The 14200-nt window shown below is 59.7% G+C and carries 13 protein-coding genes; 12 read left to right on the forward strand and 1 reads right to left on the reverse strand.

Annotation, left to right across the window (positions count from 1 at the left end; genetic code table 11):
* Nucleotides 1-114: 114 nt before the first annotated feature.
* From flhA to PY649_RS21435, 9 genes are all read left to right on the forward strand, one after another.
* Nucleotides 115-2202, forward strand: coding sequence for a flagellar biosynthesis protein FlhA (gene flhA, locus PY649_RS21395; protein ID WP_285870675.1), 2088 nt, complete (start codon nt 115-117; stop codon nt 2200-2202).
* Complete coding sequence (gene fliR, locus PY649_RS21400; RefSeq protein ID WP_285870676.1) at nt 2199-2951, forward strand: flagellar biosynthetic protein FliR; 753 nt, start codon at nt 2199-2201, stop codon at nt 2949-2951. The genes flhA and fliR overlap by 4 nt, the downstream gene beginning before the upstream one ends.
* Nucleotides 2952-2968: 17 nt before the next feature.
* Nucleotides 2969-3388: a hypothetical protein gene (locus PY649_RS21405; RefSeq protein ID WP_285870677.1), complete on the forward strand. Its 420-nt coding sequence runs from the start codon at nt 2969-2971 to the stop codon at nt 3386-3388.
* A 124-nt stretch (nt 3389-3512) separates the two neighbouring features.
* A complete protein-coding gene (locus PY649_RS21410; protein ID WP_285870679.1) occupies nt 3513-4109 on the forward strand; it encodes a rod-binding protein in 597 nt (198 codons plus the stop codon).
* Nucleotides 4110-4123: 14 nt separating this feature from the next.
* Nucleotides 4124-4492, forward strand: a complete 369-nt coding sequence (locus PY649_RS21415) for a hypothetical protein (protein WP_285870681.1) — start codon at nt 4124-4126, stop codon at nt 4490-4492.
* The gene (locus tag PY649_RS21420; protein ID WP_285870682.1) at nt 4489-5025 is read left to right on the forward strand and encodes a hypothetical protein; all 537 of its coding nucleotides are present in this window, start codon (nt 4489-4491) and stop codon (nt 5023-5025) included. The genes PY649_RS21415 and PY649_RS21420 overlap by 4 nt, the downstream gene beginning before the upstream one ends.
* Before the next feature lie 252 nt (nt 5026-5277).
* Nucleotides 5278-6120, forward strand: coding sequence for a WecB/TagA/CpsF family glycosyltransferase (locus tag PY649_RS21425; protein ID WP_285870683.1), 843 nt, complete (start codon nt 5278-5280; stop codon nt 6118-6120).
* A gap of 100 nt (nt 6121-6220) precedes the next feature.
* Nucleotides 6221-8152, forward strand: a complete 1932-nt coding sequence (locus tag PY649_RS21430; RefSeq protein ID WP_285870684.1) for a GumC domain-containing protein — start codon at nt 6221-6223, stop codon at nt 8150-8152.
* A 117-nt stretch (nt 8153-8269) separates the two neighbouring features.
* Nucleotides 8270-9169: a bifunctional methylenetetrahydrofolate dehydrogenase/methenyltetrahydrofolate cyclohydrolase gene (locus PY649_RS21435; protein WP_285870685.1), complete on the forward strand. Its 900-nt coding sequence runs from the start codon at nt 8270-8272 to the stop codon at nt 9167-9169.
* A 13-nt stretch (nt 9170-9182) separates the two neighbouring features.
* On the opposite strand, the gene PY649_RS21440 is transcribed toward PY649_RS21435, so the two are convergent.
* Entirely contained in the window at nt 9183-10208 is a 1026-nt protein-coding gene (locus PY649_RS21440; RefSeq protein ID WP_285870687.1) for a substrate-binding domain-containing protein, read from the reverse strand.
* A 308-nt stretch (nt 10209-10516) separates the two neighbouring features.
* Here PY649_RS21440 and PY649_RS21445 point away from each other — a divergent pair, with 308 nt between their 5' ends.
* The 3 genes from PY649_RS21445 to PY649_RS21455 all read left to right on the forward strand — a co-directional run bounded on the left by PY649_RS21445 (nt 10517) and on the right by PY649_RS21455 (nt 14183).
* Nucleotides 10517-11878: an ABC transporter substrate-binding protein gene (locus tag PY649_RS21445; RefSeq protein WP_285870688.1), complete on the forward strand. Its 1362-nt coding sequence runs from the start codon at nt 10517-10519 to the stop codon at nt 11876-11878.
* Nucleotides 11879-12007: 129 nt separating this feature from the next.
* Nucleotides 12008-13021, forward strand: a complete 1014-nt coding sequence (locus tag PY649_RS21450) for a carbohydrate ABC transporter permease (RefSeq protein ID WP_285870690.1) — start codon at nt 12008-12010, stop codon at nt 13019-13021.
* A gap of 1 nt (nt 13022) precedes the next feature.
* The gene (locus PY649_RS21455) at nt 13023-14183 is read left to right on the forward strand and encodes a carbohydrate ABC transporter permease (RefSeq protein WP_285870692.1); all 1161 of its coding nucleotides are present in this window, start codon (nt 13023-13025) and stop codon (nt 14181-14183) included.
* Nucleotides 14184-14200 lie beyond the last annotated feature (17 nt).

Here is a 14200-nt window from a genome sequence, read left to right on the forward strand (position 1 = left end):
CCGGGCGATTCGCGCGAGGCCATTCTCGCGCAAGCTTCGCCTCTTAATGATCTGACCGAATAGGGCAAACGGGTCAGCCGTCTGCCCCCTCTCATGAAGAGACGGAACCGGTCGATGGCGCAACCACCCGCAATAGCACTTCCCAAAGCCAATCCCAGCATGCGTGATATCGGGTTCGCCCTCGGTATCATGGTCATCCTCTGCGTGCTGTTCCTGCCGATCCCTCCATTCCTCATCGACATGGGTCTGGCTTTTTCGATCGCGCTCTCGGTGCTGATCCTGATGGTGGCGCTGTGGATCAAGAAACCGCTGGAATTCTCATCTTTCCCGACCATCCTGCTGATCGCTACCATGACACGCCTGTCGCTGAACATTGCGACGACGCGCGTCATCCTCTCGCATGGCTACGAGGGACATGATGCGGCGGGTGGCGTGATTGCCGGCTTCTCCAGCCTCGTGATGTCCGGCGATTTCGTCATCGGTCTGATCGTCTTCATGATCCTGATCACCATCAATTTCATCGTCATCACCAAGGGTGCGACGCGTATCGCCGAAGTCGGCGCGCGTTTCACCCTCGATGCCATCCCCGGCAAGCAGATGGCGATCGACGCGGATCTGTCGGCGGGCCTGATCGACGAAAAGGAAGCCCAGCGGCGGCGCAAGGAGCTCGAAGAGGAAAGCTCCTTCTTCGGCGCGATGGACGGCGCCTCGAAATTCGTGCGCGGCGATGCCGTTGCCGGGCTTCTCATCACCTGCATCAACATCTTCGGCGGCATCATCATCGGTTATTTCCGCCACGGCATGCAGATCGGCCAGGCGGCCGATGTCTTCGTCAAGCTTTCGGTCGGTGACGGCCTGGTGTCGCAGATGCCGGCGCTCATCGTCTCGCTCGCCGCCGGTCTTCTCGTTTCGCGCGGCGGCACGGCCGGCTCTACCGACCAGGCGGTTATCAATCAGCTGAGCGGCTATCCGCGCGCGCTCGCCGTCGCCGCCATCCTCATGGGCATCCTGGCCATCATGCCGGGCATGCCCTTCCTTCCCTTCCTCATTCTCGGCGGCCTCATGGCAGGCGGCGCCTGGTTCATCCCCCGGCAAGTCGAAGCTGAAAACAAGCTTCGTCGCGACGCCGAGGAAAAGAAGGTGATGCAGACGAAGGAAATGGAAAAGGATTCGGTTAAGTCGGTTCTGACGACCTCGGAAATCGAATTGGCGCTCGGCAAGATCGTCTCCACCCGGCTGCTCGGCGCGCATCAGGAACTGGCCTTCCGTGTCGGCAAGATGCGCAAGAAGTTCGCGACGCAATACGGTTTCGTCGTGCCGGAAATCAAGGTGACCGACGACATCGCCATTGCCGACAAGTCCTATCAGATCCGCATCCATGGCACGACGGTCGCCTCCAATATTCTGCGTGTCGGCGAAGTGCTCGTCGTCACCGGCTCGGGCCGCAAGCCGACCGTTCCGGGCGACGAGATCCGCGAGCCCGCTTTCGGCATGCCCGCCGTGTCCGTCCTCGAAGCCTTCACCGAGGATTTGAAGCGCGAAGGCTTCCAACCGATCGACAATGTCTCCGTCGTGTTGACCCACATGAGCGAAGTGATCCGCAACAACCTGCCGGCACTTCTCTCCTACAAGGACGTGAAGATCCTGATCGAGCGCCTCGATCCGGAATACAAGAAGCTCGCCGACGAAATCTGCTCGTCGCATATGTCCTATTCCGGCCTGCAGGCGGTACTGAAGCTCCTGCTTGCAGAGCGCGTCTCGATCCGCAATCTACATCTCATTCTGGAAGCGGTGGCCGAACTTGCGCCGCATGTGCGCAAGACCGAGCAGATCGTCGAACATGTGCGCGTGCGCATGGCGCAGCAGCTCTGCGGCGACCTGGCCGACAATGGCGTGCTGCGCGTCCTCCGCCTCGGCAGCAAGTGGGATCTCATCTTCCATCAGGCGCTGAAGCGCGATCAGAAGGGTGAGATTGTCGAATTCGACATCGATCCGCGCAACCTGGAAGAATTCAGCGAGCAGGCGGGCAAAGTTATCCGTGAATACATGGACCGCGGCTTGCCCTTCGTGCTTGTCACATCGCCGGAAACACGCTCCTATGTGCGCATGATCATAGAACGCCTGTTCGCGACTCTTCCGGTCCTGTCGCATGTAGAATTGGCCAAGGGGATCGAGATCAAGATTCTAGGTTCCATCTCATGATAACAGACCCCCAGGGCACCGTTCTGGCGTTGTTTCTCGCCTTCTGCCGCGTCGGCGGCTGCATCATGGTGCTACCGGGGTTTTCGTCAGGCCGCGTGCCGCCGCAGATTCGGCTGCTTCTTGCGGCGGCGCTGTCGATGGCGGTCTTGCCGCTGCTTTGGAACACCATCTATCCGGAAGTGTCCAAAAGCGGCGCTATCTATATCGGGCTGATCTTCACCGAAACGGTGATCGGCCTGATGTACGGCATGATGGCGCGGCTTTTTACGCTCGGGCTGCAGTTCACGGGCTCGGCAATATCGATGCTCATCGGCTTCAATGCGCCCGGCGGCATGGACATCATCGAAGACTCGAATGAGACGGCGCTTACCAGCATGATCAGCTTCTGCGGACTGATGATGCTGTTCATTTTGGATTTCCACCATTACGTCCTGCAGGCGCTGGTCGATTCCTATTCCGTCATTCCCTTCGGCGGCCATATCGATGCGCGCACCTCGCTGGTCTCGGCGACGGACACGCTGCAGTCCACCTTTTTCATCATGCTGCGGCTGGCGAGCCCGTTTCTGCTCTACGGTTTGATGTTCCAGATTTCGATCGGCTTCATCAACAAGCTGGCGCCGCAGATTCCGATCTATTTCATCTCCACACCCTATCTGCTGATGGGCGGGCTATTCATGCTCTATCTCAGCATCGCAGCGATGATCAGTCAGTTCGCGGGTGCCTTCCTCGGCGTCTTCAACGGGCATTAGCGGGCGGGGCAAGAGCCGTGGCAGAAAAAAGCCGGTCCGAAAAACTAAAGCGCCTCGTCGCCGTACAGCGCCATCTTGAGCGGATGGCGGAAAACGAGCTTGCGGACACGACCCGCCAGCGCAACGAGGTCAACCAGTCGATGGAAACGCTGATCGATGCGATCAGCTCGGCCGATCCAGTACATATGGCATTTTCGGTCCACTACGCCGAGCGTTATGGCCGCCTGACGCTCAAGGATCAGCAGCTTGACGGCATCCAGAAGCTGATCGAAACGAAGGTCCTGCAAGAGCGCACCAAAGCGGATCGATTGGAAGAGCATATGAAGGACGCGCGCGAGCTGGAAACGCGTGAGGCGGACGACAATGCCGTCTACGACATCATCGATCAGCGCTTCGCGGACGTAACGCCAGCCTCCAGCAAGGTTCAAAAACCATAATCATCCCGATCTTAGAGCAAAATGGCGTGTCGTCGAATTGGCGCGCCTCGCTCTATCAGTTCGATTCTTGCCCGATGGTCGCTTCACGCGTCTCGGGAGCATGCTCAGTGAAAGGAAACGTGACGTGGCTATTTCGCCTCCGAGTGATTTGGTCCTGGATGTCGTTCAGGCCGCCAATCCGGCCGACGTGCAGGCGGCCCAGGAAAAGCTCGCGGCCAACAGGGCTGCCTTCGCCGCTACCAGCCTGGCGGAAAACGGCAATGGTTTCGCCTCGACCGTGGACGCGCTCAACAGCGCCGCAACGCAGGCCGGCCTGAGCAATGCCAACACGCATACCGCGCCGACAAAAGTTCCGCAGGTCTATCGCAAGTTCGAAGCCATGGTGCTGCAGAACTTTGTGAAGAACATGCTGCCGAACAGCGAAACACTCTATGGCAAGGGCTCCGCCGGTGAAATCTGGAAGGGCATGATGGCCGAGCAGCTTGGCAATACCGTCGCCAAGAATGGCGGCGTCGGCATTGCCGAGAAAATGTATCAGGAACAGGTTTCCAAGATGCGCAACACTGGCGCCATAAACTCGGCGACCAATGAGAACGATAAGAAGATGGCCCTGAGCGCAATCACCGATTTCCAGCGAAAGACACTTGCCGCGGCCGAGACCAATGGTGACAGCGATACGACGGTCACCAATCAAGACACGCTGACGTCCAAGAAAGTATGAGCGGGGGGAAAGACATGGAAGTAATTTCGAACGACTACCGGATCAAGACGGTCCTTGGCCGCCTGGAGATGATCATCGACAACGAGAATAACCGGATCGGCACCGACCCGGAATTCGATCTCAAGGTATCGAATGCTCACAAGAGCCGCTGTCTCTACGAATTGTCGATGCTGTTTCGCGATACCAATCCGGCCGAACTCGCCGTCACCCATATCGAACAATTACACGGGCTGAAGAAGAAGCTGGTCTTGAACGCGCGTCGCGTCGAGGCCCATCTCGAAGCGGTCCGCGCCGTCGCCGATATCCTGAAGAATGCGGTGCAGAACGCCGATGCGGACGGCACTTATTCGCAGGAGCAATTCCGCGTCCGTGAGGCCGGATGATCAAGCTCGTCATCACCGGCCTGTGGGTCTGCGCCGTAACATTGGCTTCGGTCTATTTTTCGGTGCAGATGGCGACGGCGCCCGCGACCAATCCCGACGACGCCAAAAAGGCGCAGCAGGAATTCGTCAAGGGCGAATCGATCAACGTGCCCGTCATCGCCAACGGCCAGGTGAACGGCTATTTCATCACCCGCATCTCCTTCATGATGGAGAAGGGCAAGGCGGCCGAGCTGCAGACGCCGCTGACGGAACTGACGACGGACGAGCTCTTTTCGCTGCTGGTGGGCAACAAGGCGATCGATATTAGCCATACGGCCAGCTTTGATGTCGCCAGTTTCCGCAACGACATCAAGAAGAATATGAATGAACGCCTGGGCGGCGACTACATCGCCGACGTGATGGTCGAACAGCTCGACTATCTCTCCAAGGATGAGATCAACAACGGTGGCGGTTCCGGCAAGAGGACCGTCAAGCCCGTAAAGGTCGTCCAGGGCGATCCGACGCCGGACACGGCACCAAAGCCGGCAAATTAGATCTGTTGAAGCTCGGTGATGGCCGCTCCGACTATGGAGCGGCCTACCGCGTTCATCACGCGCAACAGCCTTAACAAATCCTTGCTTCTCTTACGCAATTCCGATCGATTCTCCTAACGGAAGCTTGGGGCGGCCTTGTTATAAGCACTTTCAGCGACGTTTCCGATGGCACCGAATGGACAGGCGGTGGAGGGTTTGCGTCGAGAAATTGCCGCGTCGCGCCTATGAAGCGTCCGTGGTAGGAGGTCTTGGGTGAATCAGGTCGCAAATTTTGCCGTGCTCGCTTCGCGTCGAATGATTTTCGATTTGCCGGTTTGCGACCTAAACTGGGAGGATGCGCTGAACTTCATCAACCAGCTGGCATCCCTTCCGGTCGGCCAGACCGTCATCTCCTTCGTCAATGCCCATAACATGCTGCTGATGCTGCGTGACGGCGACTATCGCGATGTACTGGTGCAAAACCTTGTCCTGCCCGACGGTGTTGGTCTGGATATCGCCTCGCGCGCTGCTCATGGACTTTCCTTTCCGGCCAATTTGAACGGTACCGATTTCGTGCCGGCCCTGCTAACCTTCATGGATCGGCCGAAGCGTATCGGTCTGATCGGTGGCCGCCGCGATGTCGTTGAAAGGGCCGCCGAAAATTTCCACAACCATGCGCCATGGCATGAGTTCATCGTCATTGCGGACGGCTATTTCGACAAGGCGAAAAGCGATCTGGTCACCGCGGAAGTCAACCGCCGGAAAATCGATGTGCTGATCGTCGCAATGGGAACGCCGCTACAGGAAAAATGGGTTGCCGAGCATATCGATGCGCAGCATGCACGGCTGGTGCTGACGGTCGGTGCGCTTTTCGATTTCGTCTCGGGCACGGTGCCGCGCGCGCCGGCCTTGGTGCGCGCATTGCGCTTCGAATGGATGTTCCGCCTGCTCCAGGAGCCGCGCAGGCTGTGGCGTCGCTACGTTCTCGGCGTGCCGCTCTTCTTCTTCCAGGTCATCCGGCATCAGTTCGGCCGCAAGGAGCGCATCCTGCGTGCCGCCGAGCCGCAGCCCATGCCTCTGCCGCAGCTTCCTTCGCGTGACAAGCTTGCCAGCTGATCGCTATCGCAGCGGCTGTTAACCTTTTCTTTGCCATGAAAATTTAAAGTGGGTTAACCATCTGCATCGGTCGCTGACCATGCGCGCGAGACAACCCGCCATGTTCGAAAGCAAGGCCAGGACCAGACTTCATCCGGACGATGCGGAAGCCTTCGACGCCCTCCGCGGCGCTGGGCGCCATGCCCATTTCGATCGCGGCAAGGATGGCTATCTCGTTGCTGCCAATGTCCAGCCGGTCGATCGTCACGCCGCGAACGATGCGGAATTACGGGTCGTCATCCAAAAGATGCTGGATGGCGACCCTTATCCTGTCTCCGGGCAGAAAAAATCTGCGACGGCCGTGGTCGACGAAGCCCAACCGCTGCCTGACCGTATCCGTGATATCCTGCAAAGCCGTCCCGTCGCGCCCGAAACGATCGCTGATCGGCAGCCGGAGCCGGCCGTCACTGAATCATCGGCCTTGCCCCGTTTCGATGACATGGGGATTGACCTGCCACCTCCGGCCGATCTGCCGGCTGTTTCAGTGAATGGGCGTCTGCCCCATCGTCGCTGGACATTCGGGTTCGGCTCCATCGCCTTCGTCGTCGCCGCCTCGCTGGTAGGCGCTTTCTTGCCAGCAATGTTGGCGGAACCGCCGCGATATGCCTCTCATACTGCGCTGCAGATGGAAGGGCAGGGGAGCGCGCGACAGGCGCTTGTGGATGTCACCGCCAAACGCATCGTAACGCCGTCCCTGCTTTCCGATCTCGTTGCCAGGCTGAAACTCGACCGCGATCCGGAATTTACCGGCGCTAAGGCCGGCGCGATCGGAGTTGCCATGGACTTGCTGTCCGGCAACGGCAATGCGTCCGACGCGCCCTCGCGTGCGCAGGCTGCCCTTCGCCGCGATATCACCGTGATCGCCGATGTGACGAGTGGCACCCTGCATCTCACTGTTGCCACAGCCGACCCCGCGAAATCCGCCGAGATCGCCAACCGCCTGGCCGATGCGACCATCTACGATACCACTGTCGCGCAAGGCGTTGGCCTAGCTGGCAAAAGCAGCCCTCTTGCCGACCCCAGCCTAAAGGAGCTCGATCAAGCCAAGGCCGCACTGGCCGCATTCAAGGCGCAATACGGCGACGACAAGATCGAGGCGGCGCTGGATCTTCAGCGGCAGCGCCAGCAATTGGACGGCGAGATCAAAGCCGCTGAAACTGCCGCACAAAACGCAAAGGCACGCGTTGCGGCCGCCAAATCCGCGACACCTGCCAGCGTCATGAGTGGCGCATTGCCGCGTGATCTATCGTCTGCCGGCCTCGACGATCTGCGCAGCCGCTATCGCGCCGCGAAGGTCGTGCTGACCCAGCTCTCCACGCAGCTCGGGCCGCGCCATCCTCGTCTGCTCGCGCAGCAGGCGACGGTCGATGGCCTGGGCGCCGATATCCGCGACCGGCTTCAGCGTCTGGTGGTCAGCGGTGATGCGAACCTGAAAGCGGCACTTGAGAACCAGGCGGCGCTCACCGCGCGGATGACCGCGCTCAGCCAGGAAAGCACCGACATAGACATGGCCCGCTTTGATCAGCTTCAGGACGATGTTGCTGCGGCACAGAGCCGTTATGAGGCTGAGTCTCAAAACACCGATACGCCGCCGGCGGAAGTCCATGTGCCGATCGCTGTTATCGCCCCGGCCGTCGCTGCCAAGGCGCCCCTCGACGACAATCTTGCGGGCAGCCAGACGGCGGGTTTTCTGATGGGTCTCGGCGCAGCGCTTTGTCTGGTCTTCCTGCGGAAATGGATGGGCGGCGCTTTGCTTCCGGACGATCAGATAGCGGCACGCATCGTCGCGCCGGAGCCGGTTTTCAATCGCGACGTGGAGCCGGCCCCGCAGCCTCGACCAAACCTGCCACAGCCGCGCTTCGACGCCGCCATTCCCGTTGCCAATGATCGCCCTGTGGTTACCGAGGAGCTGACGCAGATCCAGCGCGAATTGGCGCTGTTGCGGTCAAAAGTCGAGACCTATGCTTCGCGCCGGCAGACGTTGCGCGGCTGATCTCCCGGCGGATTTCTCCTTGCAATTACCGCTTTCAGACACCATAGGGCGTTGGCAGGCAATTCCGTCGGGCCGATGGCTTGTAGATTGCCGCCGAAACCATATCGGGAGATTGGCGTGACGACGGTGATCGATGGCAAGCAGGTGGCTGCTTCGGTAATTGATGCGGTGAAGACCGCGACCGCAGCACTGGAAAAAGATACGGGCGTGAAGACCGGCCTTGCCGTCGTCATCGTCGGCGATGATCCGGCGAGCCACACCTATGTCGCCTCCAAGAGCCGCATGGCCAAGGAGTGCGGTTTCAATTCCATCCAGCATACGCTGCCCGCCGAGACGACGCAGGATGAGCTGGCAAAACTCGTCCAGTCCCTGAACGAGGATGCCGCCGTCCATGGCATCTTGGTGCAATTGCCACTGCCGAAGCACTTGAATGACGACGCGATCATCCAGTCGATCCGGCCGGACAAGGATGTCGACGGCTTGAATGTCGTCAATGCCGGCAAGTTGGCGACCGGCGATCTCGACACCGGCCTGATCTCCTGCACGCCGGCCGGCGCCATGCTGTTGGTGCGCCGTGTGCATGGCGAAGACCTGTCGGGTCTCAACGCCGTCGTCATCGGCCGCTCCAACCTCTTCGGCAAGCCGATGGCGCAGCTGCTGATTCATGCCAATGCGACCGTAACGACGGCGCATTCGCGCACGAAGGACCTGTCTGCCGTCGCCCGCGGTGCCGATATTCTGGTGGCCGCCGTCGGCCGGCCGGAAATGGTGAAAGCGGATTGGATCAAGCCCGGTGCGACCGTCATCGATGTCGGCATCAACCGCATCGCTGCGCCGGAAAGAGGCGAGGGCAAGAGCCGCTTAGTCGGCGATGTCGCTTTTGCAGAAGCTGCGCAGGCTGCCGCCGCCATCACCCCGGTGCCGGGCGGAGTCGGCCCGATGACCATCGCCATGCTAATGGCCAATACATCCATTGCCGCCCATCGCGCCGCCGGCAAGCCGGCGCCAAAGTTCTGACCACTTAAACGGGTTACTCGGCCGGCGCTACGCCGGTCGAGGCGCGTACGATGAGTTCGGTCTTCCAAAGCTCCTGCTTGGGAAACGTTTCGAGCTGCTTGATCTCGCCGATCAGCCGCTCTGCGACGCGCATGCCGGCGGCGCGTAGCGATGAGCGCGTGGTCGTCAGCGGCACGGTGAAATTCTCCGGCTTCAACAGCGTCAGCACGTCGTCGTGGGCGATCAGCGAAATATCCTCGCCGAGCTTCAGTTTCGCCTGGTTGATGGCGCGCACAGCGCCGAGCGCCAGCACAGTGCTGGAGCAGAGGATGGCGGTTGGCCGCTCATCCAGCTGCAGGATGCGCTCCATGGCAAAGAGGCCCTGTTCATCGGTCATCGGCGTATGGCTAACATAGGTCTCGTCCAGCGTCAGGCCGCGTTCGGCAAGCGCTGCGACCACGCCGTTTTTTCGCCGGATGGCGAAATCGAGATAGATCGGGCCGTTCAGCAGCGCAAAACGTTTGTGGCCGAGTTGCAATAGCAGTTTCGTGGCGTCGTAGAACGCGCCCTCGTTGTCGATGTCGAGATAAGGGTAATCCGCCTCGGTCCCAAAGGACCGTCCATGCACCAGGAAAGGCATGGACAATGATTTCAGCATTTCGACGCGTGGATCGTGGCCGCGCATGTAGGTCACGAACAGGGCGTCGACATTGCCGCTCGCGGCAAGCCGCTTCAGCGCCCCGACTTCGTCGTTCGGGTCGGCCGGCGTCAGAACGAAATGGAAATCATGTCGTAACGCCTCTTCTCCAAGGCCGGTCAGGAACTCGCTGAAATGCACGTCGGAGGGATGGCCGGGCGCCGTCGGCATGACCAGGCCGATCGAGCCGGCCTTTCCGGTCGCCAAACGTTGTGCCGCCTTGTTGGGACGATAACCTGTTTCCCGAACCGCTTTGAGCACGCGCTCGCGGGTTTCGCGGTTGACCTCCGGATATCCGTTCAATGCACGGCTGACCGTGGTCTGCGACAGGCCTAACATTTGCGATAGCTGCTTCAGATTCACGTGGCTCCGCTCCTCCATCTGCTCATTGTCTGCAGTGCAATGGCCTCCTCTTGCCATGCGACTGGCTTCCAAAGCGCTTTTGACTATGTAGCAGGCGGTGCATTCGAAACAAGGCGATTTGCGAAATAATAATGCTCATTTTCATGCTGCGTCGCGAGATTTGGGTGTATATTAGCCGAATTCACAAATTCGCTTGACTTTGCTCTGCCCGCAATGGAATGAGTGAGTAGCCAAAGCGCTTTGAGAAATGGGCGCGCAGCATGCAAAACATGTTCGGGCTCGTGGGATTGATTTGGGAGGACAACCACATGAAGAAATTGCTTTTGATGACCGTTGCCGTTGCAGCCTTGGCGGCCGGTACGGCAATGGCCGCCGATTTGAAATTCCAGCCGGGCCAGGACTCCAAGTTCAACTGGAAAAGCTTGGACGATTTCAAGTCGGCCCATGCGGATTTGAAGGGTGAGACGCTGACCATCTTTGGTCCGTGGCGCGGCGAAGACGAAGCGCTCTTTACCAGCGTTCTGAACTATTTCGTCGAAGCGACCGGGGTGAACGCCAAGTATTCGTCCTCGGAGAACTATGAGCAGCAGATCGTCATCGACACTCAGGCCGGTTCACCGCCGAACGTCGCAATCCTGCCGCAACCGGGCCTGCTCGCAAATCTCGCCAGCAAGGGCTACCTGACGCCGCTCGGCGACGATCTCGCCAACTGGGTCAAGACGAACTACGGCGCGGGCGATAGCTGGGTCGGCTACGGCACCTACAAGGGCAAGGACGGCAAGGACGCCTTCTACGCCTTCCCGTACAAGGCCGACCTGAAGTCGCTCGTCTGGTATGTGCCGGAAAATTTCGAAGAGGCCGGCTATAAGGTCCCCACGACCATGGAAGAGCTGATCAAGCTTTCCGATCAGATCGTCAAGGACGGCGGCACCCCCTGGTGCATCGGCCTCGGCTCCGGCGGCGCTACCGGCTGGCCGGCGACAGACTGGGTCGAAGACCTGATGCTGCGCACCGTCTCGCCGAAAGACTATGACGGCTGGGTCGACAATAGCCTGAAATTCAATGATCCCAAGGTCGTCAACGCCATCGATGAATTCGGCAAGTTCGCCAAGAACGCCAAATACGTCAGCGGCGGGGTCGCCGCCGTAGCTTCGACCGACTTCCGCGATAGCCCGAAGGGTCTCTTTGCGGTTCCGCCCAAGTGCTACATGCACAAGCAGGCGTCTTTCATTCCATCCTTCTTCCCAGAGGGCACCAAGCTCGGCCAGGATGCCGACTTCTTCTACTTCCCGCCCTATGCATCGCATCCGGAATTGGGCAAGCCGGTCCTCGGCGCCGGCACGCTGGCAACGATCACAAAGGACTCGAAGGCCGCCCGCGCCTTCATCGAGTTCTTGCAGACGCCGATCGCCCAGGAAGTCTGGATGGCGCAGTCCGGCTTCCTCACGCCCTATAAGGGCGTCAACACGGCAGCCTACGCCAACGACACACTGAGGAAGGAAGGCGAAATCCTGACGACCGCCACCACCTTCCGCTTCGACGGTTCCGACCTGATGCCGGGCAAGATCGGCGCAGGCTCGTTCTGGACCGGTATGGTGGACTTTGTCGGCGGCAAGTCGGCTCAGGACTCCGCCGACGAAATCCAGAAGACGTGGGATTCCATCAAGTAATCATAACATCGCGGAAGCGCGTCGCCGGCATCTCCCGGCGACGCCGATCTACCCTGTCGCGGCCGACGCCTTGGGGCGCTGACCCGCCGGACGGGCGGCTTCAAGCAAGCAATAATCCGGGAGGGAAGAATGACTACGCAGATACTGACGGCGGTTGGAGCCATGATATTTGGCGTTGCCGTTTGCGCCGCCTATTTTCTCTTTTCCAACAAGCTGCTGGAGTTAATATTCCCGACAAAAGAGGGTGGCGATGTTCACCGGATCGCAGTCAATCTGCGTCGCCGCGGCCTGATCCGCCCCTGGCTTTTCCTCGGACCGGCACTCATCCTTCTCGGCGTCTACCTGATGTATCCGGTCGTTGCGACGCTCATCCTGTCTTTCTATGGTGCTGACGGCAACCATTTCGTCGGCGGCGCCAATTATGTCTGGGCCGTCAACGATTCCGAATTCCGCCGGTCGATCTTCAACAATATCCTCTGGCTTGCCGTGGTGCCGGCTGCCTGCACTTTCTTCGGTCTTGTGATTGCCGTCATGACCGATCGCATCTGGTGGGGCAACATTGCCAAGGCGGTCATCTTCATGCCGATGGCGATCTCCTTCGTCGGCGCATCAGTCATCTGGAAATTCATCTATGAATATCGCGGCGGCACCGACACACAGATCGGGTTGCTGAACGCGATCGTACAGCTCTTCGGCGGCACGCCCCAAGTCTGGATCACCATTCCCCTCTGGAACAATTTCTTCCTGATGATCATGCTGATCTGGATTCAGACCGGCTTCGCCATGGTGATCCTCTCGGCCGCCCTTCGCGGCATTCCGGAGGAAACAATTGAAGCGGCCGTCATCGACGGTGCCAATGGCTGGCAGATTTTCTGGAAGATCATGGTACCGCAGGTCTGGGGTACGATCGCCACGGTCTGGACCACCATCACCATTCTCGTGCTCAAGGTTTTCGACATCGTTCTGACCATGACCAATGGTCAGTGGGATACGATGGTTCTTGCGAACCTGATGTTCAACTGGGCGTTCCGAGGCTTTGATTCCGGCCGTAGTGCCGTAATCGCGCTGGTCATCATGGTCGCGGTCACCCCGATCATGATCTGGAACATCCGTCGTGCAAACGCAGAAACGAAGGGCCGCTAACATGCTCGGAAACCTTGGCCGCATCGGCCCAGCTCGCCTCTTCGTCCATTTCGCGGTGCTGCTCATCGTCGTGATCTGGCTGATCCCGACGCTCGGCATCTTTGTCACGGCCTTGCGTGACAAGGACCAGATTGCCGTTTCCGGCTGGTGGACCGCTTTCGCCGGCTCGTCGCGGACGGTTGCCGTCCGGCTTGCCGGTCCCGACAAGGCAACCCAGGACGGCGCCAACTATGTCATTGCAGGCAATGTCTTCGAAGGCAGCAACAATGGCGGCAGGATCAGGGCGTTTGGCCTGCGTGTCCAGGAACCGGCTGCCTATCAGGCGGGGTCGCAGGCCGACCTCGGCGAAGGCCAAAGCCTGACCATCAATGCCGACGGTACCTATCGCCTCCAGAAGAATGGCGCCTTCGCCCCCGATGAGCGCGCCAGACGCGTGTATCTGACAGTCGCGACGCCGCCAGAATTCACGAAGGACAACTACCGGACGGTATTGACGGGCGAAGGCATTGGCCAATCCTTCATCAACTCGCTGACAGTCACGATTCCGGCGACGATCATCCCGATCCTGATTGCGGCTTTCGCCGCCTATGCGCTTGCCTGGATGGATTTTCGCGGCCGCGCGGTGCTGATCGCGGTAGTTGTCGGCCTCATCGTCGTGCCGTTGCAGATGTCGCTGATCCCGCTGCTGCGCATCTATAACGATATCGGCCAGGCATTCGGCGTACCGTCGAAGACCTATCCCGGCATCTGGATGGCGCATACCGCCTTCGGCCTGCCGCTCGCCATCTATCTGCTGCGCAATTACATTGCCGGCCTGCCGAAGGAAATCATCGAATCCGCCCGCGTCGATGGCGCCAGCGATTTCGACATTTTCGTCAAGATCATCCTGCCGCTGTCTTTCCCGGCGCTTGCCTCCTTCGCGATCTTCCAGTTCCTCTGGGTGTGGAACGACCTTCTGATCGCCATGGTATTCCTGGGCACGGACAAGGATCATCTGGTCCTGACGGCAGCTTTGAACGCCCTGCTTGGTTCGCGCGGCGGCAACTGGGAAATCCTGACGGCCTCCGCCTTCGTCACCATTCTTATTCCGCTCCTCGTCTTCTTCGGTCTGCAGCGCTATCTCGTGCGCGGTCTGCTCGCCGGGTCGGTGAAGGGGGGCTGATCCGATACTTTTGCACC

It is taken from the genome of Rhizobium mayense, assembly GCF_030272705.1.
GTDB lineage: Bacteria > Pseudomonadota > Alphaproteobacteria > Rhizobiales > Rhizobiaceae > Rhizobium > Rhizobium mayense.